The sequence below is a fragment of the Rhodovulum steppense genome (assembly GCF_004339675.1).
In the GTDB taxonomy this organism is placed as follows: Bacteria; Pseudomonadota; Alphaproteobacteria; order Rhodobacterales; family Rhodobacteraceae; genus Rhodovulum; species Rhodovulum steppense.
In genome coordinates, this window is sequence record NZ_SLVM01000013.1 from 63608 (window position 1) to 88788 (window position 25181).

Genomic DNA, 25181 nt, shown 5'->3' on the forward strand with positions numbered 1-25181 from the left:
GCGGGGATCATTCCCATTCCAGTTCGGTGAAGGCAACGGTTGCGTTGCGCGCATTATGCTCATCGAACAATTGCCAGCGGTCGCGTTCTTCAGCGGCAATTCCGGCCACTGCATCGCTCAGCCTTTCCCCGCGGCCGATGGCGGCGTGCGTGTCCTGCGCCAGCACGTCAAGATACCGCGCCGTATCCTGCGCACCGTCGGGCCAGGGCAATACCGGCCCGCCATGGCCCGGCACTACGCCGCTGGCCGGGATCGTCACAAGTTCGGCCAGCACGACCTGCCAGCCCCGCAGCGATCCATCGAGGGTCGGCAGATGCTTGTCGAAGACCAGATCACCTACGAAAAGCACGCCGCTGTCCCGGTCCAGCACGGTCAGGTCGGTCCCGGTATGGGCGGCAGGCCAGGCGCGCACCTCCAGAACCCGCCCGCCAAGATCGATCTCGGTCGCATCTGCGACCTCGACATCCACCGGCGCGACAGCCGTGCCGATGAGCCGCCCGGCCCCGATCCGCGCCGCGAGGCTTTCCAGATAGTTCTCCTGCCGGTCGGCCAGCGCGCGCGCCAGCCCCTCATGGCCCACGACCTTTGCCCCTGCCTCGGCCAGCACCGTCGCGCCAAAGACGTGATCGGGATGCATATGCGTCAGGATCACATGGCTGACCGGCAGCCCGGTGCGCGCCCGCACCGCCCGCCAGATCGCCTCGCCCATCCAGCGCGCGCTGCCCGTGTCGATCACCGCGACAGACCGCGTGCCGATCACGATGCCCAGATTGGCCATGTCGCCGCCATTCTCGCCATCGGCCTCGGCAATGGCACCGACATGCACCAGAACCCCCGGCGCAACCTCGTCAAATCCCAGCGCCTCGCCCACCGGCACACAGACCGGCCCGCCCGCGATCACCCTCTCGGGCAGCGCCGCGACCGGCGTCCGCTCCAGCGCCGCCAGACAGGCGGCCTCGGTCGCCGCCTCATGCCCGGGCAGGAGAATATCGCGGCAGATCCCGGGGGCCGCCGCCAGACAGAGCGTCACGATCACCTCGAACATCGCCCCCTCCCCGGCTCCATCCCGCCAGCCTGCGCGCCCCGTCCCCTGCGATCCATACCGACCTATGGGGAATACCGCACAACCCGTTTTCGTGGCATACTCCCCTGTCAGGACCGCGCATCAGGGAGGACGCGCCCCATGAAACCCCTCATCGCCGCCGCCATCGCCGCGCTGGCCTTCGGCCCGGCACTGGCCGAGGATAACCGTGCCAGCCCACTGGCCGAAAGCCACATCTGGAACGAACTCAGGGCCGACCTCGTGGGCGAGATCGACATCGCCGACGCCGCAGGCCGCTTCGAGGTCGAGGCCCCCTACCGCGCCAACGATGCCGCCACGGTGCCGGTCACGATCCGCCAGACCGACCCGGGGCTGACGATCCGGGGGGCGACCGTGGTGATCGACGACAATCCCGCACCGCTGGCCGCCAGCTTCACCTTCGGCCCCGCCATGGCGCCACTCGATCTCGAGATCCGGGTGCGCGTGAACCAGTATTCCAACATCCGCGTGATCGCCGATACCGACCAGGGCCATCTGATGACCGGCCGCTATGTCAAGGCCTCGGGCGGTTGCTCGGCCCCGGCCACGCGCAACCCCGAAGAAGCGCTGGCCGGGATGGGCGAGATGCGTCTGAAGCATTTCTCCCAGGCGCCCACGATGTCGACCGCACGCCGGGAGGCACAGATCATGATCCGCCACCCCAATTATTCGGGCCTGCAGCGGGACCAGATCACCCAGCTTTTCATCCTCGCGCATTTCATCGACCGGCTCGAACTCTGGCAGGGCGACGAGATGCTCTTCACCATGGAGGGTGGCATCTCGATCAGCGAGAACCCGGTCTTCCGGTTCTCCTACACCGATAACGGCGCGCCATCCCTGCGGGTGATCGCCCGAGATACCGAAGGCAATGTCTTCGAACACGACCTGCCCAAGGCCGGCCAGTCCTGACGGCCCACGCCCCGCACCCTTCTTCTGGCCGCATACATCCCCGCCGGAGGCGCCGCGCGCGGCCATGCCGAACGCCGGACAAGCGGGGCGCATGCCCCGCGCCGCGCCGGGGGCGGGAGAATGCCTTTGCCCCCGGCCATGCGTCAGAAGCAGACGATCTCCGCCTCCGCCTGGGCCCGCCGAAGATCGGCCACCAACTCGTTCGCCATGGCCGAAGCGCGGAAGACCGATGCGCGTTCTCCTGGTATCTGCCTCAGCGACAGCACCGTCTCGGCCTCGACATATCGTTCGTAGGACAGGATAGAGGCGATCACGTCGATCGAGCAGGCGCATTTCTCCAGCACGTCGCGCCCCTGCCCGTTGGTGGCCATGCAGGCAAAGACGTAATCGGCCCTGGCCGCCGTGGGGTAATCGTTCCACCGCGCCGCCACATCCTGCCCTGCTGCCGGCACGGCCAGGCACGCTGTCACCATGGCAAGGGCTGTCATCCTCATGGTTCCGCCTCCCCGCCCGGCGCTTTCAGCTTCAGCGTTGAAACATAGATCGGCGCGCCGCCCTCCAGATCCGGGACACGCGCGCTCAGCGCATGATACCATCCCGGCACCTCGTCCGACATGGTGACCGTGACCTCCAGATCGGCAAAGCCCTGCATCCGCGCGCGGTTCGGGTCGTCCTTGAAAGGGTGCAGCGTCAAGGCCTGCGCCTGCACCTCGTCCGCGCCGAACTCCACCTCGACCGCCTCGAGACTGGCCGGACGCAGCAATGCTTCCTTCATCCGGTTGCGGATGTAGAAGGGGCTGCCGCCCGCAGTCTCGGCCATGTCGCGCACGACCGTCTCCATGAAATACATGATGACCGGATTGCCCACCTCGGCAGGGAAGGATCCGATCGCGCTGAAGCTGTCGCCATGGGTGAAGCGCAGCGCGGCCAGCGTCGGATCGTCCGCGGCGAAGCGCAACTCCACCTCCCCGGTTGCGGCAGCCGCGGCCTCGGGGTTCGCCCGATTGGCGACCTCGCGTGCATAGACCAGCATTGCCGAGCGTGGCAATTCGTCCAGCGTGCCGCTTCGAAACAGCATGTCATAGGTCTCGGCGCCCTCGGTGTCGGCCGAGGCCGTGCCGCCCAGCACGAGGGCGGCCGCAGCAAGGCCCGCAATTGTCTTTCGCATATGTCCCCTCCCTTTTGCCGAGCCTAGCCCGCCCGCAGCCGGTGTCACGCGATACTTTCGTCGGACAGCGGCGCGAGCGCCCGGGTCTTCCAGTCGATCAGCGGCCGCAGTCGCGAGAGTTGCACCGGCTTTCTCAGGACCGTGAAATCCTCTGTCAGCCCAGCGCGCAGGACCTCGTCGCCCTGGTCGGCGGTGATCATGATCGCGGGGATGTGGCCACCCGTCGCCGCCCTCAAGGCCTTGATCGCGGCGATCCCGGTGTCGTCGCCGTCCAGTTGATAATCGGCCAGGATCACGTCCGGTGCCATCCCGATCTCGTCGACCAGCCGCACCGCCTCGACGGTCGAGCCTGCGGCCAGCACGCTCGCCCCCCAGCTTTCCAGCTTCTGCGTGGTGGCAAACAGGACCTCCGGATCGTTCTCGACAATCAGCACGATAAGGTTCAGGTCCGCCTCGCCATCCGACAGGTCCGGTCCGGTCGCGCCGGGGCAATCGTCCCTTGGGGGCACGGTCCCGATCTCGATCGAAAAGACCGAACCCCGCCCCGGTTCCGAGTGAACCGACAGCCGATGCCCCAGATGGCGACAGGTGCGTTCCACGATCGACAGCCCCAGACCCATGCCGGAGCCGGGGGGAACATTATCGGCGCGGGCGAATTCCTCGAAAATGCGGGCGTGGTCGGCGGGCAGAATGCCGATACCGGTATCCCAGACCTGTAGAACCACCCTGTCGCCACGCAGCCGACACCCCACCAGCACGCGGCCGCACTCTGTATACTGGATTGCATTGACCACGAGGTTGCGCAGCGACCGGGTAAGGTATTCCCGGTCGCTGCGCACCCAGGCAGAACAGGGCACCATGTCGAGCCGCAGTCCCTTCTGCGCCGCGACCATCGCCTGGTCATCGACCACGCTGCGCATCACGGTGCCTAGGCAGAATTCCGTCGGCGTCAGCGCCGAGCCGGTGCTTTCCAGCCGAGAAATATCCAGAAGTGCATGCAGAAGTGATTCCATCGAGGCGAAGGACCCCGCAAGCCGATCGGTCAGCCGGGCCATGTCGGTGCCCGCTGCCATCTCGGCCAGGGTCGAGATCAGCAGCTTGGCGGCGTTGACGGGTTGAAGCAGGTCATGGCTGGCGGCTGCCAGGAACCGGGTCTTGGACGACATCGCCGCCTCGACCTCTTCCTTGGCCAGCCGCAATTCCTCCTCGACGCGTCTTTGTTCCTCGTGCTGTTCACGCAGACGACGATTCGCTTCGGTCAGTTCATGGGTGCGCTCGCGCACCCGCTTTTCCAGTAGTTCGGTCGCCCGCGATTCCAGCGTCACATCGGCGATATCGACCAAGAAGCCGCGGTCGGGCAGCAGATGCACATGCAGGTCCAGCACCCGTCCGCTGGCATGGTGCAGCCGCTTGCGCAAGCGCCCCTCGCCCCGCAGTTCGGCGGGCCAGTGGTCGATATCGGCAATGTCGGCCTCGTCCACCAGCCGGTTGTCGCGGATATGGCGCAGGATGGTCGCGAACTCGGTGCCATCCCGAACCAGCGTGTAGGGCACGCCCAGCAACTCGCGGAAACGCCCGTTGCGGATCGTCACCTCGCCCGCGCGCGAGAAGGTGCAGATGCCAAGGCTCATGTGATCGAAGGCCGCCTGCAGGTAATGGGCCTGCATGTCGATCAGCAGATCCTTTTCCATCCGGTTCTTGCGCACGATATCGGTGATCTCGGTCTGCAACAGGATGATGTTGCCCGACCGGGTGCGCTGCTGGCTGATCTGGAACCAGCGGTCCGCCTGCAATTCCAGAACGAAGGACATGCTGGCGCCGCCCGCAGGCCCGCGGATCGCTTCGGCCAGATCGCGGCAGGCCCTGTCGGGATCAGCCAGATGGCGGCTGGTCTGCAACGCGCGGAAATAGTCCTCGACCGTCAGCCCGGGCAGAATGCGCGCCGAGATATCGGGCAGGATCGACTTGAACAGATCGTTGCAGACCTGAAGCCGCCCCTCGTTGAACAGCGCGAACCCGCCCTCCATCGCGTCCAGCGCCTCGGTCAGGCGGCGCTGGGTCTGCTCGCGGTCGAAGCGCGCGATTTCCAGTTCGCTCGAGGTGCGTTCAAGATCGCGGGTCTTGGCCCAGACCTGCCCTTGCAGCGTCACAGCCGACTGGAACAGCGCATAGGCCGAGTCGCCCACCTCGTGCTGGCGGCTGGCACGCCGGACCAGCGCGTCTATGATCCGGGCCTGGCGCTCGATCGTCACCTCGGGTGGGGCGTTCGGGTCGATCATGTCAACGTCCTGAAACGCGGTTCGAAAAAGGCGACGCCCACGAAGGTCTGGTTCACATGCACCCCGCAATGCTGTTCGCCATATGTGTTGAAGCCCAGCACGCGGCGCGCACGCAGGATCTCCGAGACCCGGCCGGTCAATTGCTTCTGCCCGATCTCCAGCTTCCTGAGAACGCAGTCGAAGCCGAGAATGAAATCCGGCGCGCGCCCCCCGGCGCCGGTCACATCAAGGCCCTGATCGAGGGTGCGCAAGATCTCCTGCCCCTGGCCCAGCGTCAGCAAAAGTCCGTCGTCGATCGCCGACAGGAAAGCCAGTGCGCCCGCATCCGTTACCCGCTGGATCGCGCGCACATGGTAAAGGCCACGATTGCGGACAAGAACGGGATGCTCGGCAAAGACTTCGGGCGACAACTCGTCCAGCGTGCGGCCAACGAGACGGGCATATTCCTCGGCCGCGGGCGCGCCGTTCAGTTCCAGCACCAGGCGTTCCTCGGGCACCGCGTCGGTGACCACCATCAGATGCTCGGTCGGCAGGAAATGGTCGAAGCCGATCCCGGCAAATTCCAGGTCGGTTTCCAGCAGCATCAACAGTGCCGCGTCGCTGTGAAAGGCACCACCGTGAAAAACCGCCGTCCGGCGAAAACTCAGCCCATCCCCGGCCGAACCGCCGAAGACCGGCAGATCGCCCAGACCGGCGGCCAGCGCGGCCACCAGCATGTCCTCCTGCTTGGACAGCCCGTCGGCAAAGATCAGGGCCAGCCGGTTCCAATGCGCCGAATGCGAGAATTGCGCCGCCAGTCGCCGGGCATCGACCGATACCCGCTCGATCGGGCAGGGACCGAGCGGGCGGATCAGCATCGAGGCACAGCGAAAATGCGCCCGCGGGAAGGCCAGTATCATCAACGCCTCGTCCTCGTAGCCTTCGGGCGTGATCTGCCCCGCCGTGGTGCAGCCGAAGACCGGAAGCCCCGCCAGCGCGGCATTCAGCGCCTCGGCCAGCGGATCGAGCGCGAGCCGGTCCGGCACGAAGACCAGCACGAAACAGCTTTGCGACAGGTCGATCTGCGCGGCGGCCTCGCGCACGGCCTCGGCGGGATCTGCGGCGCGGGACAGTCCCACGCCGACCGCGCCCGCCCCCGGCCTGTCGCGCATGTCTCGCATTGTCCCGGCTTACTGGTTCAGGAAGGCGCGGGCGTCGGCATCGCCGAGCCCCGTGCCCAGATCGAGATTGGCGCTTTCCACCAGCACCGCGGCCTGGGTGCGGTTCTGCACGCCCAGCCGACGCAGAAGCGCGGTGATATGCGCCTTGACCGTGGCCTCGGCCAGCGACAATTCATGCGCGATCTGCTTGTTGGGCTTGCCCGCACAGATCAGCTTCATGATTCGCGCCTGCTGGGGCGTCAGTTCCGCGATCCGCTGGCTGACCTCCTGCACCGAGGGCATGCGCGCCCCGGTCCGCGCCGCGCGGCCCGCATTGCGGCACCCCGCAGGCAGATAGCGGCGGCCCGAGCGGATCTCGATCAGCGCCGTCTTCAGCTCGTGGGTAGCGGCCTCCTTGGGGATGAAGCCTGCCGCCCCGGCCTCCATCAGCGCCTGCACCACCTCGACCGAGGTCAGCGCCGAGATCACCAGTACCGGCACGTCCGGAATGCGTTCGCGCAGGCGCAGAAAGCCGCTCAGCCCGGTGACATCGGGCAGCCGCAGATCCAGCATCACCAGATCCGGACTGAAATCGGGGCCAAGCTGCGCAAGCCCCTCGCCCAGCGATGTCGCGCTGCGGATTGTGCAATCGTCGAAGACATGGCGCAGCGCCATCGACAGCGCGTCGCTGTAAAGCGGATGATCGTCGACCACCAGGATCGCGCGGATGCGACTGGCAGCGGGCGCAACCGTGTCATGGTCCATGTGAAAGTCCTCCCCGTCGGGGAGGATAGCAAAAGAAGAAGACACCGCGCAACTTTGCCGCACACCGGGCCGAAAGGAGGGGGTCTCAGGCCGGGGCGGCGCGCAGCCGGTCCAGATATCCCGCCCCCCGCCGCGCCGCGCGCTGCCAGTCGGCTTCGGTCTGGCGGGCGGCCAGATCGGCACTGATCTCGACCTCGTCAAAGCCGCAGGCCCGCGCCATCGGATATTGGTCGGCGATCAGATGCCCCGCCGCCCGCAGGCGCCCGGTGAACCCCATCCGCCGAAGGTCGCGCGCCAGCGTAAAGCCGCGCCCGTCCGAGAAGACCGGAAAGGCAATGCGGATCGCGGCGATCCGGCCAAGGATCAGCGCCAGCGCCGCCGGATCGTCGGCAGGCGCCAGATCGACAGCGCCCGGCGCAGCCTCGCCCAGCGCCGCGAGCGGCACGAACACCTCGTCCGGCGCGACCGCCGCGAAGCCCGCATCGCTGACCAGAACATTGCCCATGGTCATGCCGCACCCGCCCGCCGCACCGCGCGGCCGTCGACGAAATGGATCCCGCATTCCTCCTTGTCCCGCCCGCGCCAGCGGCCTGCGCGCGGGCTTTCGCCGGGGGCCACGGGGCTGGTGCAGGGCGCGCAGCCGATCGAGGGATAGCCGCGCCCGACCAGCGGGTGACGCGGCAGGGCGTGGGCGTCTATATAGTGGCGCACCTCCTGGCCCGACCAATGCACCAGCGGGTTGACCTTGACCCGGCCGCCCGCGTCCAGTTCGAACAGCGACAGGCCGCTGCGCGCACCGGTCTGGTGCTGCTTGCGCCCGGTGATCCAGGCCCCGAAGCCGCCCAGCGCCGCCTCCAGCGGGCGGGTCTTGCGCATCGCGCAGCAGGCGTCAGGATCGTGGCGATGCAGTTTGCCCGCCGGATCGGCGGCCGCCAGTGCCTGTGCGTCGGGCCGAACCATCCGAACCCCGGTCAGCCCCAGCAGCTGCGCCACCTCGCGCTGATAGGCCAGCGTCTCGGGGAACAGCAGTTCGGTATCGAGAAACAGCACCGGCAACGCGCGGTCGATCTGCGAGATCATGTGCAGCAGCACAACCGATTCCGCGCCGAAGGACGACACCAGCGCGATGCGGCCCGCGAAATCCGCCAGCACATGGGCCAGCACCGTTTCAGGCGCCGCCTCGGACAGCGTGGCGTTCAGCGCCGCCACCTGCGCCTCGGCCGGATCGAAGATCGCCTCACGCCGCATCATCGGCCCCCTCGTTATTGTAAAGCGCCTGCTGGAACGGCCCCAGCCCGACCCTGCGGAATGCCTCGCCAAAGGTTTCGTCCGCATCCCGGCGCAGCCCCAGATAGGTCAGGACAATCTGCTCGACCGCGCCCACGATCTCGTCCGCGGCAAAGCCGGGGCCGGTGCGCTGGCCGATGGCCGCATTCTGGGTCGGATCGCCGCCCAGCGTGATCTGGTAGGTCTCGACCCCCGCGCGTTCGAGCCCGAGGATGCCGATCTCGGCAACATGGTGATGCGCGCAGGCATTGATGCAGCCCGAGATGTTCAGCCTGAGCGGACCCACCTCATGCTCGATCTTCAGCGCCTCGAAGTGCTGCGCGATCTGTTGCGCAACCGGGATCGAGCGGGCCGTGGCCAGCGCGCAATAATCCAGCCCCGGGCAGGCGATGATGTCCGAGATATGCCCGGCATTTGCCGCCGCCAGCCCCGCATCCGCCAGCGCCGCAAACACCGCCGGCAGGTCGGCCTTGCGCACATGCGGCAGCACCACGTTCTGGCGGTGGCTGATCCGGATCTCGTCATGGCCATACCGCTCGGCCAGATCGGCCAGCAGCCGCATCTGCCAGGCACTCGCATCCCCCGGCACCTGACCCGGCGTCTTGAGCGAGATTGTGACGATGGCATGATCCGCCCGCCGGTGCGCGGCAAGGTTCGTGTCGCACCAGGCGCGAAAGGCCGGGCTGCCCGGCGGGATCGCCGCGGGGCCATCGCGCAGCGCGGGCGGGGCGAAATGCGCCGCGATATCCGCCAGCAGCGCCCGGTCGGCACCGCCGAACTCGGCCCGCGTCTGCGCAAAGCGCGCCTCGACCTGATCGCGCAGGGTTTCAAGCCCGATCTCGTGCACGGCGATCTTGATGCGGGCCTTGTACTTGTTGTCCCGCCGACCAAGCCGGTTGTAGACGCCGAGGATCGCCTCGAGATAGGGCAGCAGGTCGGCCTCGGGCAGGAAGTCGCGGATCACCCGGCCCAGCATCGGCGTCCGGCCCAGCCCGCCGCCCACGCTGACCTCGAACCCCGTCTCATCGCCCCGCCGCACAAGGCGCAGCCCGATATCATGGGCGCGCGTGACCGCCCGATCCTCGGCCCCGCCGCTGATCGCGATCTTGAACTTGCGCGGCAGGAACTGGAATTCGGGATGGTCGGTCGACCATTGCCGCATCAGTTCGGCGTAGGGGCGCGGATCGGCAACCTCGTCGGCGGCGGCGCCCGCGAAATGATCGGCCGTGACATTGCGCACGCAATTGCCCGAGGTCTGGATCGCGTGCATCCCGACATCGGCCAGCGCATCCAGCATGTCGGGCACGTCGCGCAGTCTGGGCCAGTTGAACTGGATGTTCTGGCGCGTGGTGAAATGGCCATAGCCGCGGTCCCAGCGCTCGGCGATCATCGCAAGCTGGCGCATCTGGCGGGCATTCAGCGTGCCATAGGGGATCGCCACCCGCAGCATGTAGGCATGCAGTTGCAGGTAAAGCCCGTTCATCAGGCGCAGCGGGCGGAACTCGTCCTCGGTCAGGCGGCCGTCGATCCGGCGCTCCACCTGATCGCGGAACTGGCGCACGCGCTCGCGGACAAAGGCATCGTCGAACTCGGAATAGGCATACATGGGCTTACTCCTGCGGCGTCATTCTGCGGCCTGGGCGGGCAGCGCGAAGGGGGCGGGACCGCGCGCGCGGACCCGTTCACGGAAATCGACGGGCACCGGACCGAACGGACCCGGCCGCACCTCGGCCATGTAGGCGCCGACCACGCGATCGGCCTGCGCCATCGCGGCAGCCAGACGGGCCTGCGCCTCGGCCAGGTCGCCGATCACCTCGGCATCGGCAAGCGAGCGCGACCAGTTGCCCCCCGGCGTCATCCAGACCGGATCGCCGTCGAACAGGTCGTTGGCGGCGACCACCACGGGCACCACGATCCGGCTCATTGGGCGGCTTCCCGCAGGGCGGCGGGGGCCAGCGCGGCCGCATCGCGCGGGGCGAGCCCCAGCATGATGACCGCGGGGCCGCGCAGATCGGCGGCCGCCAGATCGGCGGCCAACCGGCCAAGCTGCGAGGCAAGGACGCGCTGATCCGGGCGCGAGGCATTCTCGACCACGCTCACGGGCGTTGCGGGATCGGCGCCATGCATCAGAAGACGCCCCTGCACGAACCGCGCCGCGCGCTTGCCCATGTAGATCGCCGCCACCGCCCCGGGGCGGGCCAGCGCCGCCCAGTCGTGATCGGCCAGACCGTCGACATCCTGTCCGGTGATGATCCGCAACTCGCCATTGCGCCCGCGCCGCGTCAGGCTTTGCCCAAGGCTTGCCGCCGCCGCCGAGGCCGCGGTGATGCCGGGCAGGATCGCCCAGTCCAGACCCGCCGCCATGCAGGCGTCGATCTCCTCGTCAAGGCGGCCGAACACGCCCGGATCGCCCGCCTTGAGCCGCACAACCAGCGCCCCGGCGCGGGCGCGCTCGACGATCAGGCCGTTGATCCTGGCCTGCGGCGTGGACGGGCCGAAGCCGGTCTTGCCGACCTCGATGATCTCGGCCTCCCGGCGGGCCAGTTCCAGGATCGGTTGCGGCACCAGCCGGTCATGGATCACCACATCGGCCTGATCCAGCGCCCGGCGCGCGCGCAGCGTCAAGTCGTCGGGATCGCCCGGCCCCGCGCCCACGAACAGCACCCGGCCCAGCGCGGGCGCGCGGTCCAGATGGTCGGACAGAAGCGGCGCGGCCTCGGGCACGGCTTCGCCCGCCAGCGCGCGGTCGAACAGCGCGCTCCAGAAGTCACGCCGCGCTCGGCCCGGCGGCAGCGCCTCTGCCTCGGGGCGCAGCGCCTTCGCGCCGCGCAGCACCGCGCCCAGCCCGGCGGGCAGCCGTTCCTCCAGTAGCGCCTTGACCTTGCGCGCCAGAACCGGCCCCGTGCCCTCGGTCCCGATGGCGATCACCAGCGGATCGCGGTCGACCAGCGCAGGGGTCAGGAAGGCGCTGGCCTCAAGATTATCGACGATGTTGAACGGCACCCCGGCCGCTTCGGCCAGCGCGGCCACGCGGGCATCCGCGGCCGCATCCTCGTCGGCGGCATAGACCAGCCGCAGCCCGGCAAGGTCGTCCTGCGCCAGCGGCCGGGGAAAGAGCACGATGCGCCCCTCGGCGTCCCAGGCGGCGATCAGCGGATCGACGGTTTCGGCATAAACCTCGATCCGCGCCTCGGTCTTGAGCAGCAACCGCAGTTTCGCCACCGCAGCCGCACCCCCGCCCGAAACGGCGACACGCAGACCGGCAACGCGCAGGAAGATCGGAAAATGGTTCATGGGGCACCTCTGGCTATGGGCCAGATATAGAACAAATTCCCTTTACAGAGCCATACCACGCCGCTGAAAGGGACGTGTTCTCAGGGCCTTCCCGCATCCGCGGGAAAATTATCCCCATAATGCAGTCCGCGCCGCATGCCGGTCCGAAATCCGCCCTGCGGCCGGGACGCCAGCCCCGGCCGCAGCCCCCACTCAGCGCCGCAAGGCGTGGAAATGATCCGTCGGACCGGTCCCGCGCCCGACCCACAAGCCATCCGCGGCCCGAATCGCGGCCAGTGTGTAGTCCTTGGCTGCACTGGCCGCCGCCAGCGGATCGGCAAGCGCCGCAAGATGGGTCGCCAGCGCCGCCGACAGCGTGCAGCCGGTGCCATGGGTGTTGCGCGTCGCAACGCGCGGCGCGATCAGCCAGACCCGCCGACCCGGCGAAAGGAACAGATCGGGGCTTTCCTCGTCGCCCAGATGCCCACCCTTCAGGAACACCGCGCCGCAGCCCAGCGCCAGCAGCGCCTCGGCCTGTGCTTCCATCTCCTCGCGCGTCCGCGCCTCGGGCCGGTCCAGCAGATCGGCCGCTTCGGGCAGGTTCGGGGTGATGACCCTGGCCATGGGCAGCAGCAGATCGCGCAGCGCCGCCACCGCATCCGCCGCCAGAAGCCGGTCGCCGCCCTTGGCCACCATCACCGGGTCCAGCACCACCGGCACGTCGCGCCCGTCCAGAACGCCCGCCACCGCCTGCACGATGGCGGCCGAGCCCAGCATGCCGATCTTGACCGCATCGACGCGGATATCGTCGAACACCGCCTGAACCTGCGCCGCGACAAACTCGGGCGCGACAAGCTCGGCGGCTCGCACACCTTGGGTGTTCTGCACCGTCAGCGCGGTGATCGCGGCCATGCCATAGCCGCCATTGGCACCTATCGACTTGAGATCGGCCTGAATGCCCGCCCCGCCCGAAGGATCGGACCCGGCAATGGACAGGATGTTGGGGATCATGCGTGGCTCCATGTCTGGGCAAGGTTGCGGGCGGCGGCCTCGGGGTCGGGGGCGGACGCGATGGCCGAGACGACGGCGATGCCGGCGCAGCCCATGTGCTTGAGGGCGGGAATATCCGGGGCACCCACACCGCCGATGGCAACCGCGGGCACCGGCGCCGCGCGCACGATCCGGGCCAGCCCGTCCATGCCCAGAGGCGCAGCGTGATCGGGCTTGGTCGCGGTGGCGCGCACCGGGCCTACGCCCAGGTAATCGACAGCGCCGGGCGGCAGGGCGGCAAGCTGCGCCCCGGTCTCGATCGACAGCCCCAGGATCGCCACCGGCCCCAGCGCCGCGCGCATCCGCAGCGGGTCGCCATCCGACTGGCCGATATGCAGCCCGTCCGCCCGCGCGGCCAGCGCCACCGCCAGCCGGTCATTGACGATCAGCGGCACGCCCAGCGGCGCCAGCAGGGCGCGCAGGCGGCGGGCCTGCGCGATCATCGCCGCATCCTCGGCTTGCTTGTCGCGCAACTGCACCGCCGTTGCACCGCCCCGCACCGCCGCCATCACCAGTTCGTCGGACACGCCATCAGGCGTGACGAAATAGACCCGAAAACTCATGCCGCCTGCACCCGCGCCCCGGCGGTCAACGCGTCCGGCGTGATCGTGGCCAGCGCGTCCAGCAATGCGACCTGAAAGCTGCCCGGCCCCGCAGCCGTTTCCCCGGCGCGTTCCCCCGCAAGCCCGAAATAGGCCAGCGCCGCCACCGTTGCCGTCGCCCGGTCCCCGGCCCCGGCCAGGAACGCGCCGACAAGCCCGGTCAGCGAACAGCCCAGCGCCGTCACCCTGGGCATGGCCGGATGGCCATTCGCAACGCGCCAGCCGCGCGCCCCGTCGGTGACGTAATCGACCGGCCCGGTAACGGCGACAACCGCGCCCGTGCTGCACGCCAGCGCACGCGCCGCCTCCTCGGCCGCGGCCACCGGATCGGCACTGTCCGCCCCCTTGCCCTGCGCCGCCGCCCCCGACAGCGCAAGGATCTCGGAGGCATTGCCCCGGATCGCCGCCGGGCCAAGCGCCAGCAACCGCGCGCCGATCTCGCGCCGGAAGGCCGTGGCGCCGACCGCGACCGGATCCAGCACCCAGGGCAGGCCCGCCGCCTGCGCGGCCTGCGCCGACGCCTCCATCGCTGCGACCCAGGGGCCGCTGGGGGTGCCGATATTGATAGTCAGCGCCCCGGCCAGCGGCGTGAACTCGGCCGCTTCCTCGACGGCATGAACCATTGCGGGCGAGGCGCCTGCGGCCAGCAGCACATTCGCCATGACGTTCATCGCGACGTAATTGGTTATGTTGTGCACAAGCGGCGCGCACTGGCGCATCTCGCTCAAATGGGCTCCCCAGTCGGGCATCGCGTCCTCCGTGGCCGGGCAGGAAACGAACGCGAAAGCCCCTTGGGCGCTTCGGGTGCGACTTCCTCCGCCAGCATGATCTGGTTCAGGTTCAAAGGGTGCTTCTCAGCCCGGGATGACCCCGGACGCCCCTGTCACGGCGGGCATGGAACCATGTCCCGCGGGGAAACGAAAGCCCCTTTTGCCTGCCCGCATCTCAGGCCGGAACCGCCGCGCGCGGCCCGGTCAGGATCCGCCAGTAGAGCAGCGCAAAGCCCAGGAAGGCGGCAATCCAGCCCGCCCCGGCCAGATGCAGCAGCCAGCCCGGCGCGCCAAGCCCCTCGGCAAACCGGGCCATGACCGAAACAAGCAGCAGCACATACAGCGTGGCGACGGCGGGGCTTGCGGTCAGCGGGCGGCCCGAATGGCCAAGGCTGGCGCGCGTCATGATCGCCAGCGTCATCATGCCGACCGCGCCCGCCATCCACACATGCTGCGCCGCCGTGACCGAGCCCAGCCCCGGCAGCACCGACGCAAGCCCCATCGCCAGAAACCCGACCGGCACCAGCGCATAGGCAAGGTGCAGCACCCAGACCAGCGGTTCGGCCAGCGTACGGCGCCCGACCCAGCGACCCAGCCGGATCAGGTGCAAGACCCCCGCCAGCAGACAGAGCAGCGTGGCAAGCCAATGCGCGGGCGCCGCGGTCCAGACCGCAAGCGCCAGACCGGCCACCGCCAGCGCAATCCCGTCGAACCGGTCGAGGGGGGCGGGCAGCCGCGTCTCGCGCCGCTGGGCCAGCCAGTTGCGGGTGAAACTCGGCACGACGCGGCCGCCGATCAGCAGGATCATCCCGATCGCAGCCGCCAGGGCCACCCTCAGCCCCAGCCCGCCCGCCGCATAATCGCCGCGCAGGGCGTCGAGGTGGAACAGCCCCTGCCCCAGCGTCATCAGCAAAAGCAGCGCCCAGACCGACAGGTTGCGCCAGTTCCGGCCCGCCACGATCTCGCGCAGCATGACCGCAGCCAGTGCCAGCGGAAAGGCCAGATCGACCGCCGCCGCCACGCCGAAGGGAAGAAGCGCCGAGACCGACACCGCGACCCGCCCTGCCGCCCAGACCAGCACCAGCGCCAGAAGCGGCCAGCCCATCAGCGGCAGCCGCCCGGTCCAGTTCGGCACCGCCGTCAGCAAGAACCCGGCCGTGACGGCGCCGAGATAGCCGAACAGAAAGGCATGGGCATGCCAGCTGACCGGATCGAGCACCGTGGGCAGCGCCACGGCACCGCCCAGCATCGCGATCCACAATGTCATCGCCGCGGCCGCCCAGAGACTGCCGAACAGGAAGAACGGGCGATGGCCCTGCGCCAGAAGGGCGGGACCGGCAAAGGCGCGGCGGCGCTCGGAGGTGGTGGCCATGGGACGACTCAATTTTGGTATTTCAAATACCGATTAACCGATGTAATACGCATTTGAAACACCAATTCGTGAGGCCCTATGCGCCTGACCCAGTTCACCGATTTCGGATTGCGCGCGCTGATGCGGCTGGCAGGCCGCCCCGAGCGCGGCTTTGCCACCGCCGAACTGGCAGAGGAATTCGGCGTCTCGCGTCATCATCTGGCCAAGGTCGTGGCTCGCCTTGCGGCGGCCGGGCTGGTCGAGACACGGCGCGGCGGTGGCGGCGGGTTGCGACTGGCACGCCCCGCGGCCGAGATCCGGCTGGGCGAGGTGGTGCGCCTGCTGGAGGCCGATCAGGCGCTGGTCGAATGTTTCGCGGCCGATGGCGGGGCCTGCACGCTGACGCCGGATTGCCGTCTCAAGGGGCGGCTGGCCCGGGCCGAGGCCGCCTTTCTGGCCGAGCTTGACCGCGCAACGCTGGCCGATTGCGCCTGGGCGCCGAGGGCGGAATGATGGGAGGCTGGGGCGAACTGGCGCTGGCCTTCGGCGTGTTCCTGGCCTCGCATGGCATTCCGGTGCAGCCCCCTGTGAAACGGCGGCTGACAGCTATGCTGGGGCGGGGCGGGTATCTGGCGGCCTATAGCACGCTGTCGGTCGCGGTGCTGGCCTGGCTGATCGTTGCAGCCGGGCGCGCGCCGCATGTGCCGCTGCTGCCCTGGGCGGCGTGGCAAGCCTGGGTGCCGAACCTTGCGATGCCGGTGGTCTGCCTGCTGATCGCCTTTGGCACGGCGGCACCCAATCCGCTCAGCTTCGGCGGAGCGCGCAACGACCGCTTCGACCCCGCCCGCCCCGGCATCGTGGGGCTGACCCGCCACCCGCTGCCCTGGGCGCTGGCGCTGTGGTCGGGCGCGCATGCGCTGGCCAATCCCGATCTGGCGCATCTGCTGATGTTCGGCGGTTTCGCGGGGTTCGCGGTTCTCGGCACGCGGATCATCGACCGGCGCAACCGCCGCCTTCTGGGCGAAGCCGAATGGCAGCGACTGGCCGCCTATACCGCGAACCTGCCGCTTGCGGCGCTTGTGGCTGGCCGATGGCGACCGAGCAAAGGCCCCAACCTAGCAAGACTCATCATCGCCGTTGCACTCTGGGCGACGCTGGTCCTGAGCCACACCCCGGTGATCGGCAAATCGCCGGTTGCGGCACCTTTCTGACGGGATCAGACCTCCGGATCGTCAATCATCCGCGTCGGCTTGGCCAGCCGGACGAGCGACTTGCGATCCGCGATGGTAATCGTCATTCCGTCATTCGCGACGCCATACTCGCCCAGCAAACGCAGCGCACGCGAGAAGTTCTCGGGCGTCATGCCAAGCAGCGCGGCGATCTTGCGCTTTTCCACCGGCAGAACGAAGCTTGGCGCGCCCCCCGCGAGATCCTGTTGCCGGATCAGGTAATTGGCCAGCCGCTCGATGCCGCTGCGCAGCTTGAGGTTCTTGCTGGATTTCACAACCCCGCGATAGCAACCGGCCAGTTCCCGGACAAGCGCACGGGCAAAGGCCCCGTCGGTATCGAACACGTCTCGCACATCCTGCGAGGGCAACAGGACCAGGCGGGATTTCTCGACAGTGCGGGCGGACATCAGAAAGGGCGCATCCCGGATCGTGGCCGCAAGGATGAAACTCGAAACCGGCCTGACGATCTCCATGATCGTCTCGCGCCCGTTCCAATGTGCGCAGAGTTCGACCTGACCGGCCACGAGGATATGCAGGAAGTCGCTGGGTTCGCCCTCGGCGAACAGTTCGACCTGCGGCGGGAAGGTCTGCACATAGGCCGCGCGGCAAAGACGCGCGAAGGCCGCATCGTCCATGTCGGCAAAGATCGTCAGTCCGCGGATTTCGTCTGTTTCCGATTCGCGCATCGTCCTCACATCGGAGCCGCTTGATTGATATCAAGCTTGTCCGCAGCAAATATCATCAGTGCATTCGGTATACCTTTGCACACAGGACTCCATTTTTCAATCGCCGCCCGACCTTTTTCCCGCATGCGCTTGTTTCGTCACCCTGGCGTGACTTTTGATCTCGAATCAACCCCCAAGCGACTTGCGTGGGGGCCGCTTATCCCCACTAAGCCAGCCGACGATGGCAATGCCGCCGATTTCTTGACGAGAAAGGGAATGAAGACGTGATGGGTTTGACATGCACCGGCGGGACGTTCCCCGAGGTCGTGAAGACGGGGCAGATCCCCCGCGAGGTGGCGGCCGGATGATCGTGACGCTCAAGGCACTCGCCGCGATGCTGCTCCCGCCCTGCGCCGGGTTCAAGGCAGCAACCTGGGATGTCGCCGACGCCATGCTGGCCGAGGATCGTCTGGCGCCCGAGGTCCGCCGCCAACTTCTGCCGCTGCTCGACGAATTCCACGAGATGGATCTCTGTAACCAGCAGGAACGCTTCGTGGCGCTGTTCGGGCACTCTCCTGCGCTATCGCTGAACCTGTGCATGCACATGCCTTCCGACGAGTATACGGGCCTTTCGGATGACCCGCATGGAGATAAGTCCGATTACTTGCCCCACTTTCTGAACACCCTTGCCGGACGCCCGGAGCCCGAGATACGACAGGTCCTTGCAGAGGCTGCGCCGGTCTTCGCACTTCTTGCCATTCGGCTCGAAGCGATAGGCAGCAGTTATGCCGGCGTGTTCCGCGCGCTCCTTTACCTTGGCGCTACAGCAAGGGATTTGGGACACCGGACAGTTCGGGCACATTCCCCTTACATCGCGGACCGGCCCTACAAACCAGCGCGGTCGGGCCGATGACTCGGCCATACCCCTGGATCATCCTTGACGGGGAGCCATTTGTGCCCGCCCTCACCACGGTAGAGACGCAATCTCACACCGCCCCCGCGAACCTGACGAGACCAGAAGGTCGGACGACGGCCAGCCCACCCGATCCTCTGGCCGATGCCGCGAACGGGCTGCGCGCGGGGCGCTCGATCTGGACGAGACCCGTGCGAAAGTAGCTGCGGCGCTGAAATCGGCGAGTAGGCGGCGCGGGATCGCTCCCGACCGACATGGGCGTGCTGGCGCGTTACGCGGTCGCCAACCGGCGCCACATCATGCTGGAAAACACGGTGATCCTGCCGCTTTCCCGCCAACGCCTGCGCGCACGGGATCTGCGGGCGCGGCGCGCGCGCACGACCGAGCGGTGCTGCGTTGCTCCGGCCACAGAGGGTAGGTTCGCATGGCTATGAACACCCATCCGGCCGCAGCGGGCGTGGATGAACAGGCTCAACCCAGCGCGTAGCCCGCGCCGCGAACGGTGCGCACGGGGTCGTCGCCGCCATTCTGGCACAGCGCCTTGCGCAGACGTCCGATATGCACATCGACCGTCCGGGTATCGACATAGATGTCGCGCCCCCAGACCCGGTCGAGCAATTGCTCGCGGCTCCAGACCCGGCCGGGCTTTTCCATGAAGGTCGACAGCAGGCGGAACTCGGTCGGTCCCAGCTTCAGCGTCTGGCCGTCGCGGAACACCTTGTGCGTCTCGGGGTCGAGCACGATGTCCTCGAATTCCAGCCGCTGGCCGACCGCGGCGGGCCGCGTGCGGCGCAACAGCGCGCGCACACGCGCCATCAGTTCGACCACCGAATAGGGTTTCACGACATAGTCATCGGCGCCGGTTTCCAGCCCGCGCACCCTGTCCACCTCTTCGGCGCGGGCCGAAAGCATGATGATCGGAAGCGTCCTGGTGTCGTTGCGGGTCTTGAGCTGGCGGCAGATCTCGATACCCGAAACCGAGGGCAGCATCCAGTCCAGCACCACCAGATCGGGCACGATCTCGTCCACGAGGATCAGCGCCTCGTCCCCGGTCGCGGCCCGCGCGACGCGAAAGCCCTCGGCCTCGAGGTTGTAGGCCAGAACCTCGCGCTGGGCGGGCTCGTCCTCGACGATCAGCACGGTCGGCCGTTCGGCAGGCGACATGGGCTAGGCCCTCGGCGCATCAATGGCCGTGCGGTCGGCCTTGGGCCGCTCGTCCTCGGGCAGTTCGCCGGTCACCAGATAGATCACCTGTTCGGCGATCGAGGTGACATGATCGCCCATCCGCTCGATGTTCTTGGCGATGAAATGCAGATGCATGCAGGCGGTGATATTGCGCGGGTCCTCCATCATGAAGGTCAGGAACTCGCGGAACAGCGCATTGTACATCTGGTCGACTTCCATGTCGCGCAGGCGCACGTCCTGGGCCAGTTCCGCATCGCGCTGGATATAGGCGTCAAGGGCGTCCTTGAGCATCGCCTCGACCGCCATCGACATGCGCCGGATCGCGCCCGCCGAGCCCTCGATCGGCGACATCTGCACCAGAACCCCGGTGCGCTTGGCCATGTTCTTGGCGTAGTCGCCGATCCGTTCGAGATTGGCACCGATCTTCATCACGCTCAGCACGGTGCGAAGATCGCCCGCCGAGGGCTGGCGCAGCGCCAGGAGTCGCGCGGCCTCTTCGTTGACGCGCTGTTCCAGGTCGTCCACGGCGCGGTCATTCGCGCGGACGCGTTCGGCGAGTTCCTCGTCGCGGTTTTCAAGCGACTGCGCGGCCTCGAGGATCGCGGCTTCGACCAGCCCGCCCATCTTCATTATGAGGGCCTGGATCGCCTCCAGGTCGCGGTCGTAGGATTTGACGATATGGCGGTCGTTCATCTGCGATCCCTTCTCAGCCGATCCGGCCGGTGATGTAGCTTTCGGTGCGCGGGTCGTGCGGGTTGGTGAAGATCTGGCCGGTCTCGCCAAATTCCACGAGGTTGCCGAGGTGGAAGAACGCGGTCTTCTGGCTGACGCGCGCGGCCTGCTGCATCGAGTGGGTGACGATCACCACCGAATACTGCTCGCGCAGCTCGTCGATCAGTTCCTCGACCTGGGCGGTCGCGATCGGGTCGAGCGCCGAACAGGGCTCGTCCATCAGCAGCACCTCGGGTTCGGTGGCGACCGCGCGGGCGATGCACAGGCGCTGCTGCTGGCCGCCCGAAAGGCCGGTGCCGGGTTCCTGAAGCCGGTCCTTGACCTCGTCCCAGATCGCGCCGCGGCGCAGGGCGCGTTCCACGATCTCGTCCAGTTCGGCGCGGGTGCGGGCCATGCCGTGGATCTTGGGGCCATAGGCCACGTTCTCGTAGATCGACTTGGGGAACGGGTTCGGCTTCTGGAACACCATGCCCACCTTGGCGCGCAACTGCACCGGGTCGATCGAGGGCGCGTAGATGTCCTCGCCGTCCAGCGCGATCAGGCCCTCGACGCGGCAGATGTCGATGGTGTCGTTCATCCGGTTCAGGCAGCGCAGGAAGGTCGACTTGCCGCAGCCCGACGGCCCGATGAAGGCGGTGACCGTCTTGTCCTCGATCTCGACATCGACATCCTTGATGGCATGGGTGTCGCCATAGAAGACGTTCACTTTGCGGGCGGCGATCTTCACCTCGTTGGTCACGGCTGTCTTTCCCGAAGCTGGCGTATCATACATGAGGGTGGTCCTTTCGCGGCGCTACCATTTCCGCTCGAACTTGTTGCGCAGGAAAATGGCGATGGCGTTCATGAAGATCAGGAAGGTCAGCAGCACCAGGATCGCCGCCGAGGTCCGGCTGACGAACCCGCGTTCGGGGCTGTCGGCCCAGATGAAGATCTGCGTGGGCAGGGCGGTGGAACTGTCGAAGGGCGTGGCCGGCGCCGAGGTGATGAAGGCGTTCATCCCGATCAGCAGGAGCGGCGCGGTCTCGCCCAGCGCCTGCGCCAGCCCGATGATCGTGCCGGTCAGGATGCCCGGCATGGCCAGCGGCAGCACATGGCCGAACACCACCTGATGCTTGGACGCGCCCACGCCCAGCGCGGCCTCGCGGATCGAGGGCGGCACCGCCTTGAGCGCGGCCCGCGTCGCGATGATGATCGTCGGCAGCGTCATCAGGGCAAGCGTCATGCCGCCCACGAAGGGCGCGGAGCGTGGCATCCCGAACCAGCCCAGAAAGACCGCCAGCGCCAGCAGGCCGAACACCACCGAGGGCACCGCCGCCAGGTTGTTGATGTTGATCTCGATCAGGTCCGACACCCTGTTCTTGGGTGCGAATTCCTCGAGATAGATCGCCGCGCCGATCCCGATCGGGAAGGACAGCAGGAAACAGGTCATCAGGGCGTAGAACGAACCGATGATCGCCCCCTTCAGGCCCGCCAGTTCCGGGAAGCGTGAATCCGCGTTGGTGATCAGCCACCTGTTGAGCGGCTTGGACACCATCCCCAGCTCTTTCAGCAGATCGAAATTGGCGATCTCGTCGTCTTTCAGGCGGCGGTTCGCCTCGGGCGTTTCGCGGTCGATCAGGCCCTTGTTCAACTGGTCATAGGGATCCGACACCGGCACCCTGACCGCGACCGTCTGGCCGATCAGCGCAGGATCGGCAACCACGCTGTCGCGGATGCTGAACTGCGCGCCATTCGACAGCATCGAGGTCAGCTTGCGCAACTCCGCCCGGTCATCGACCACGTCGGGAAACAGCTTGACCATCGTATCGGTGAGGATCTGGCGATAGTTTCCGCGATTGGGTTCGTCGCTGTCGATATGCGCCGGATCAAGGAACACCTCGATCTGGACGAAGGTCTGGGTAAAGGCGTGACGGCCCGTCGAGATCAGCGAGGCCACCAGCAGGAACAGCATGCCGAAGGCAATGGTGATCGCGGTCAGGCCGGCCAGCTTGAGGGCGATCTGGCTGCGCTTGCGCTTGTTCAGGCGCGCGGTGAATTCGGGGCCGGTCCAATCGAAACTGCCCGAGGATGTCTGGTCGGTCATTGCGCGGCCCTCAATCGTAGATTTCGCGATACTTGCGCACGATGCGCAAGGCGAAGATGTTGATGATCAGCGTCATCACGAAAAGCACCATGCCCAGCGCGAAGGCGGCCAGGGTCTTGGGACTGTCGAACGCCGTGTCGCCGATCAGCAGCGTGACGATCTGCACGGTCACGGTGGTGACGCTGTCCAGCGGGTTGATCGTCATCTTGGCGATCAGGCCCGCGGCCATCACCACGATCATCGTCTCGCCGATGGCGCGGCTGACCGCCAGAAGGATGCCGCCGACGATGCCCGGAATGGCCGCCGGGAACAGCACCTTGGAAATCGTCTCGGCCTGCGTGGCGCCCAGCGCCAGCGATCCGTCGCGCAGGCTGCGCGGCACCGCGGCCAGCGCGTCATCGGCGAAGGAGGAGATGAACGGCACCAGCATGATGCCCATCACCAGCCCCGCGGCCAGCGCCGTATTGGGCGCGATCGGCAGGCCCAGGTCGGTTCCGAAGGACCGGATCGCGGGGGCGATCACGAGGATGGCGAAGAAGCCGTAGACCACGGTCGGAACGCCGGCCAGGATCTCGAGCACCGGCTTGATGACGGCCCGTATCTTGGGCGAGGCGAATTCATGCAGGTAGATGGCCGAGAACAGGCCGATCGGAACCGCGATCACCATTGCCACCGTCGCGATGACCATCGTGCCGAGGAAGACCGGCAGCATGCCGAAGGCGCCCTTGGCGGCGATCTGGTCTTCGCGCAGGGGGATCTGCGGCTCCCAGGACGTGCCGAACAGGAAATCGGTGAACGGGACCATCTCGAAGAAGCGGTAGGTCTCGAACACCAGCGAGCCGACGATGCCGATGGTCACGAAGATCGCCACCGTCGCGCATCCGACCATCAGGCCGAGAACGATCCGCTCCACCCCTTGCCGGGCGCGGAATTCCGCGCGCACGGTCTTGCGGGTCAGCAGGATCAGACCGGCGGTCAACGCGATCGTCAGCACCACCAGCAGCAGCGACGAGGTGCTGCGCAGCGACACCAGCCGCTCGGCGGCCTCGAGCTTCCAGTCCTCGGGCGTGCCGAAGATGCGCCCGCCCGCGATCGAGCGGATTTCGGACATGATAAGTTGCACCTGGCCGGTGCCGAGACCGTCCAGCGTGCCGTCAGGCAGCCCCGCCTTGATCATGCTCTCGATCACGGTGCCCTGAAGCATCAGCCAGAGGATGATGAAGAAGAACGTCGGCACGAGCGTCACGAGGGCCGAGAACCCGCCGTGAAACCCGTCGAGCGAATGCAGCTTTGTCCCGCCTGCACGGATCGCACGGGCCGCACGCAGATTGAGGATGTATCCGATCACGACCGCAGCGAACAGGATCAGGAAGGCGAAAAGCGTCATTTGGATGCCTGTCGGTTCAAGTGAGGGACGCCCCCGCTTTTGCGGGCGGGGGCGTCGGTCGTCGGGATCAGGGAGATGCCCTGATTATTCCTTGGCGTCCATCGCGACGGCGTTGATGACGCGCTCCTGCAGCTCGGCGCGGCGCTCGTCGCTCAGCGGCACGAGGCCACGCTCGGACAGGTAGCCACCGGGGGCCAGCGCGTCTTCGGACATGTATTCCTCGACGAATTCCTGCAGGCCGGGGATCACGCCGCGATGCGCGTTCTTGACGTAGAAGAACAGCGGACGCGACACCGGGTAGGAACCGTCGGCGATGGTGTCGAGATTGGGTTCGACGCCTTCCAGTTTCACGCCTTTCAGCTTGTCCAGGTTCTCGTAGAGGAACGAGTAGCCGAAGATGCCCTGCGCGTTGGGATCCGATTCAAGGCGCTGAACGATCAGGTTGTCATTCTCGCCGGCCTCGACGAAGGGGCCGTCGGTGCGCATGCGCGAGCAGTTCTCGTTGACCCAGGCGCCGTCGAAACCGCCATCCTTGACGTAGGCCAGCTCCTTGCAGCCTTCGTGCATCGCCAGTTCGACGAACGCGTCACGGGTGCCCGAGGTCGGGGGCGGCCCCAGAACGACGATGTCGGTGTCGGGCAGGCGGCTGTCGATCTCCGACCACTTCTTGTAGGGGTTCGCAACCCACTCGCCGTTCACCGGAACCTCGGCGCCGAGCGCGAGGTAGATTTCACCCAGCGTCAGGTCCCAGTCGAAGTCGTTGGCGCGCGACACGGCCATCGACAGGCCGTCGAAGCCGATCAGCGCCTCGCTCACGTCGGTCACGCCTTTCTCGACGCAAACGGCCCATTCCGACGCCTTCATGGCGCGCGAGGCACCGGTGATGTCGGGGAAGCCTTCGCCGATGCCGTTGCAGAAGATCTGCATGCCGCCACCGGTGCCGGTGCTTTCGACGATGGGCGACGACATCCCGGTGTCGTTGGCGAACTGTTCGGCCACGGCCTGAGTGTACGGGAACACGGTGGACGAGCCCACAATGCTGATCTGGTCGCGCGCGGAGGCCGCGGTGGCCGAGATGGCCGCGATCGCCAACGCCGAGGCGGTCACTTTGATATGGGACATGGTAGCTCCTGAGTCTTGGGTTCGGGTGCGGATTCGCACCTGCCACGGCTGGGTATCGGCCTTCGGCGACCCTTTTGTAATATTTTTGTAACGTTACAGTGACACCCCCATGCCCATGTCTGGCCGCCTGGCATCGCCCCCCCCCGCGAACGGATTTCCGACCACTAGGCGAATCCCACCGCGTCGCGCAT

At 67.4% G+C, this 25181-nt stretch carries 27 protein-coding genes and 1 riboswitch; of the genes, 5 read left to right on the forward strand and 22 right to left on the reverse strand.

What is annotated here, in order from left to right; translation table 11 throughout:
- Nucleotides 1-7: 7 nt before the first annotated feature.
- Nucleotides 8-1045 carry a quinoprotein relay system zinc metallohydrolase 2 gene (locus EV216_RS10360; RefSeq protein WP_132695207.1) on the reverse strand — a complete coding sequence of 346 codons (1038 nt, stop codon included), beginning with the start codon at nucleotides 1043-1045 and terminating at the stop codon, nucleotides 8-10.
- 138 nt (nucleotides 1046-1183) lie between these two features.
- Between EV216_RS10360 and EV216_RS10365 the strand changes: the two genes are divergently transcribed.
- Nucleotides 1184-1990 carry a quinoprotein dehydrogenase-associated SoxYZ-like carrier gene (locus EV216_RS10365; protein ID WP_132695209.1) on the forward strand — a complete coding sequence of 269 codons (807 nt, stop codon included), beginning with the start codon at nucleotides 1184-1186 and terminating at the stop codon, nucleotides 1988-1990.
- A 143-nt stretch (nucleotides 1991-2133) separates the two neighbouring features.
- Here EV216_RS10365 and EV216_RS10370 read toward each other — a convergent pair whose 3' ends face one another.
- From EV216_RS10370 to EV216_RS10435, 14 genes are all read right to left on the reverse strand, one after another.
- Entirely contained in the window at nucleotides 2134-2484 is a 351-nt protein-coding gene (locus tag EV216_RS10370; protein WP_132695211.1) for a hypothetical protein, read from the reverse strand.
- The gene (locus EV216_RS10375) at nucleotides 2481-3158 is read right to left on the reverse strand and encodes a hypothetical protein (RefSeq protein ID WP_132695213.1); all 678 of its coding nucleotides are present in this window, start codon (nucleotides 3156-3158) and stop codon (nucleotides 2481-2483) included. The genes EV216_RS10370 and EV216_RS10375 overlap by 4 nt, the downstream gene beginning before the upstream one ends.
- A gap of 44 nt (nucleotides 3159-3202) precedes the next feature.
- A complete protein-coding gene (locus EV216_RS10380; RefSeq protein WP_132695215.1) occupies nucleotides 3203-5437 on the reverse strand; it encodes a PAS domain-containing hybrid sensor histidine kinase/response regulator in 2235 nt (744 codons plus the stop codon).
- Entirely contained in the window at nucleotides 5434-6588 is a 1155-nt protein-coding gene (locus tag EV216_RS10385; protein WP_341539360.1) for an FIST N-terminal domain-containing protein, read from the reverse strand. The genes EV216_RS10380 and EV216_RS10385 overlap by 4 nt, the downstream gene beginning before the upstream one ends.
- Before the next feature lie 18 nt (nucleotides 6589-6606).
- The gene (locus tag EV216_RS10390) at nucleotides 6607-7341 is read right to left on the reverse strand and encodes a response regulator (RefSeq protein WP_132695219.1); all 735 of its coding nucleotides are present in this window, start codon (nucleotides 7339-7341) and stop codon (nucleotides 6607-6609) included.
- An 85-nt stretch (nucleotides 7342-7426) separates the two neighbouring features.
- Nucleotides 7427-7846, reverse strand: a complete 420-nt coding sequence (locus EV216_RS10395; protein WP_132695300.1) for a DUF934 domain-containing protein — start codon at nucleotides 7844-7846, stop codon at nucleotides 7427-7429.
- Nucleotides 7847-7848: 2 nt separating this feature from the next.
- The gene (locus EV216_RS10400) at nucleotides 7849-8589 is read right to left on the reverse strand and encodes a phosphoadenylyl-sulfate reductase (protein WP_132695302.1); all 741 of its coding nucleotides are present in this window, start codon (nucleotides 8587-8589) and stop codon (nucleotides 7849-7851) included.
- On the reverse strand, nucleotides 8579-10234 hold the full coding sequence (locus EV216_RS10405) for a nitrite/sulfite reductase (protein WP_132695221.1): 1656 nt from the start codon (nucleotides 10232-10234) through the stop codon (nucleotides 8579-8581). The genes EV216_RS10400 and EV216_RS10405 overlap by 11 nt, the downstream gene beginning before the upstream one ends.
- An 18-nt stretch (nucleotides 10235-10252) precedes the next feature.
- Nucleotides 10253-10552, reverse strand: coding sequence for a DUF2849 domain-containing protein (locus EV216_RS10410; RefSeq protein ID WP_132695223.1), 300 nt, complete (start codon nucleotides 10550-10552; stop codon nucleotides 10253-10255).
- Nucleotides 10549-11922, reverse strand: coding sequence for a siroheme synthase CysG (gene cysG / locus EV216_RS10415; protein ID WP_132695225.1), 1374 nt, complete (start codon nucleotides 11920-11922; stop codon nucleotides 10549-10551). The genes EV216_RS10410 and cysG overlap by 4 nt, the downstream gene beginning before the upstream one ends.
- A gap of 192 nt (nucleotides 11923-12114) precedes the next feature.
- Nucleotides 12115-12912 carry a bifunctional hydroxymethylpyrimidine kinase/phosphomethylpyrimidine kinase gene (gene thiD, locus EV216_RS10420; protein ID WP_132695227.1) on the reverse strand — a complete coding sequence of 266 codons (798 nt, stop codon included), beginning with the start codon at nucleotides 12910-12912 and terminating at the stop codon, nucleotides 12115-12117.
- Nucleotides 12909-13514 carry a thiamine phosphate synthase gene (thiE, locus tag EV216_RS10425; protein ID WP_132695229.1) on the reverse strand — a complete coding sequence of 202 codons (606 nt, stop codon included), beginning with the start codon at nucleotides 13512-13514 and terminating at the stop codon, nucleotides 12909-12911. The genes thiD and thiE overlap by 4 nt, the downstream gene beginning before the upstream one ends.
- Nucleotides 13511-14302 carry a hydroxyethylthiazole kinase gene (gene thiM / locus EV216_RS10430; RefSeq protein ID WP_132695231.1) on the reverse strand — a complete coding sequence of 264 codons (792 nt, stop codon included), beginning with the start codon at nucleotides 14300-14302 and terminating at the stop codon, nucleotides 13511-13513. Before thiM ends, thiE begins: the two co-directional genes overlap by 4 nt.
- A 45-nt stretch (nucleotides 14303-14347) precedes the next feature.
- Nucleotides 14348-14445, reverse strand: a riboswitch (TPP riboswitch).
- Between the two features lie 53 nt (nucleotides 14446-14498).
- Nucleotides 14499-15695, reverse strand: coding sequence for an NnrS family protein (locus EV216_RS10435; RefSeq protein ID WP_132695233.1), 1197 nt, complete (start codon nucleotides 15693-15695; stop codon nucleotides 14499-14501).
- A 78-nt stretch (nucleotides 15696-15773) separates the two neighbouring features.
- On the opposite strand from EV216_RS10435, the gene EV216_RS10440 reads away from it, so the two are divergent.
- Together EV216_RS10440 and EV216_RS10445 are read left to right on the forward strand one after the other, a co-directional pair.
- Nucleotides 15774-16187, forward strand: a complete 414-nt coding sequence (locus EV216_RS10440) for an Rrf2 family transcriptional regulator (RefSeq protein ID WP_132695234.1) — start codon at nucleotides 15774-15776, stop codon at nucleotides 16185-16187.
- Nucleotides 16187-16885 (forward strand): NnrU family protein, encoded by a 699-nt coding sequence (locus tag EV216_RS10445; RefSeq protein WP_132695236.1) that lies wholly within the window; start codon nucleotides 16187-16189, stop codon nucleotides 16883-16885. Before EV216_RS10440 ends, EV216_RS10445 begins: the two co-directional genes overlap by 1 nt.
- A gap of 5 nt (nucleotides 16886-16890) precedes the next feature.
- On the opposite strand, the gene EV216_RS10450 is transcribed toward EV216_RS10445, so the two are convergent.
- On the reverse strand, nucleotides 16891-17589 hold the full coding sequence (locus tag EV216_RS10450) for a cyclic nucleotide-binding domain-containing protein (RefSeq protein WP_132695238.1): 699 nt from the start codon (nucleotides 17587-17589) through the stop codon (nucleotides 16891-16893).
- Nucleotides 17590-17932: 343 nt separating this feature from the next.
- On the opposite strand from EV216_RS10450, the gene EV216_RS10455 reads away from it, so the two are divergent.
- Both EV216_RS10455 and EV216_RS18270 read left to right on the forward strand, forming a co-directional pair.
- Nucleotides 17933-18481 (forward strand): molecular chaperone TorD family protein, encoded by a 549-nt coding sequence (locus EV216_RS10455; RefSeq protein WP_132695239.1) that lies wholly within the window; start codon nucleotides 17933-17935, stop codon nucleotides 18479-18481.
- A gap of 254 nt (nucleotides 18482-18735) precedes the next feature.
- The gene (locus EV216_RS18270; protein WP_165899220.1) at nucleotides 18736-18915 is read left to right on the forward strand and encodes a hypothetical protein; all 180 of its coding nucleotides are present in this window, start codon (nucleotides 18736-18738) and stop codon (nucleotides 18913-18915) included.
- Nucleotides 18916-18952: 37 nt separating this feature from the next.
- Here EV216_RS18270 and phoB read toward each other — a convergent pair whose 3' ends face one another.
- The 6 genes from phoB to EV216_RS10485 form a co-directional block, all read right to left on the reverse strand.
- Entirely contained in the window at nucleotides 18953-19645 is a 693-nt protein-coding gene (gene phoB / locus EV216_RS10460; protein WP_132695241.1) for a phosphate regulon transcriptional regulator PhoB, read from the reverse strand.
- A gap of 3 nt (nucleotides 19646-19648) precedes the next feature.
- Entirely contained in the window at nucleotides 19649-20359 is a 711-nt protein-coding gene (phoU, locus tag EV216_RS10465; RefSeq protein ID WP_132695243.1) for a phosphate signaling complex protein PhoU, read from the reverse strand.
- Between the two features lie 13 nt (nucleotides 20360-20372).
- Nucleotides 20373-21170, reverse strand: coding sequence for a phosphate ABC transporter ATP-binding protein PstB (pstB, locus tag EV216_RS10470; RefSeq protein ID WP_132695245.1), 798 nt, complete (start codon nucleotides 21168-21170; stop codon nucleotides 20373-20375).
- 21 nt (nucleotides 21171-21191) lie between these two features.
- Nucleotides 21192-22481: a phosphate ABC transporter permease PstA gene (gene pstA / locus EV216_RS10475; protein ID WP_132695247.1), complete on the reverse strand. Its 1290-nt coding sequence runs from the start codon at nucleotides 22479-22481 to the stop codon at nucleotides 21192-21194.
- A 10-nt stretch (nucleotides 22482-22491) separates the two neighbouring features.
- Nucleotides 22492-23868 (reverse strand): phosphate ABC transporter permease subunit PstC, encoded by a 1377-nt coding sequence (pstC, locus tag EV216_RS10480; protein WP_132695248.1) that lies wholly within the window; start codon nucleotides 23866-23868, stop codon nucleotides 22492-22494.
- Nucleotides 23869-23952: 84 nt separating this feature from the next.
- Nucleotides 23953-24990: a substrate-binding domain-containing protein gene (locus EV216_RS10485; protein WP_132695250.1), complete on the reverse strand. Its 1038-nt coding sequence runs from the start codon at nucleotides 24988-24990 to the stop codon at nucleotides 23953-23955.
- Between the last annotated feature and the right edge of the window lie 191 nt (nucleotides 24991-25181).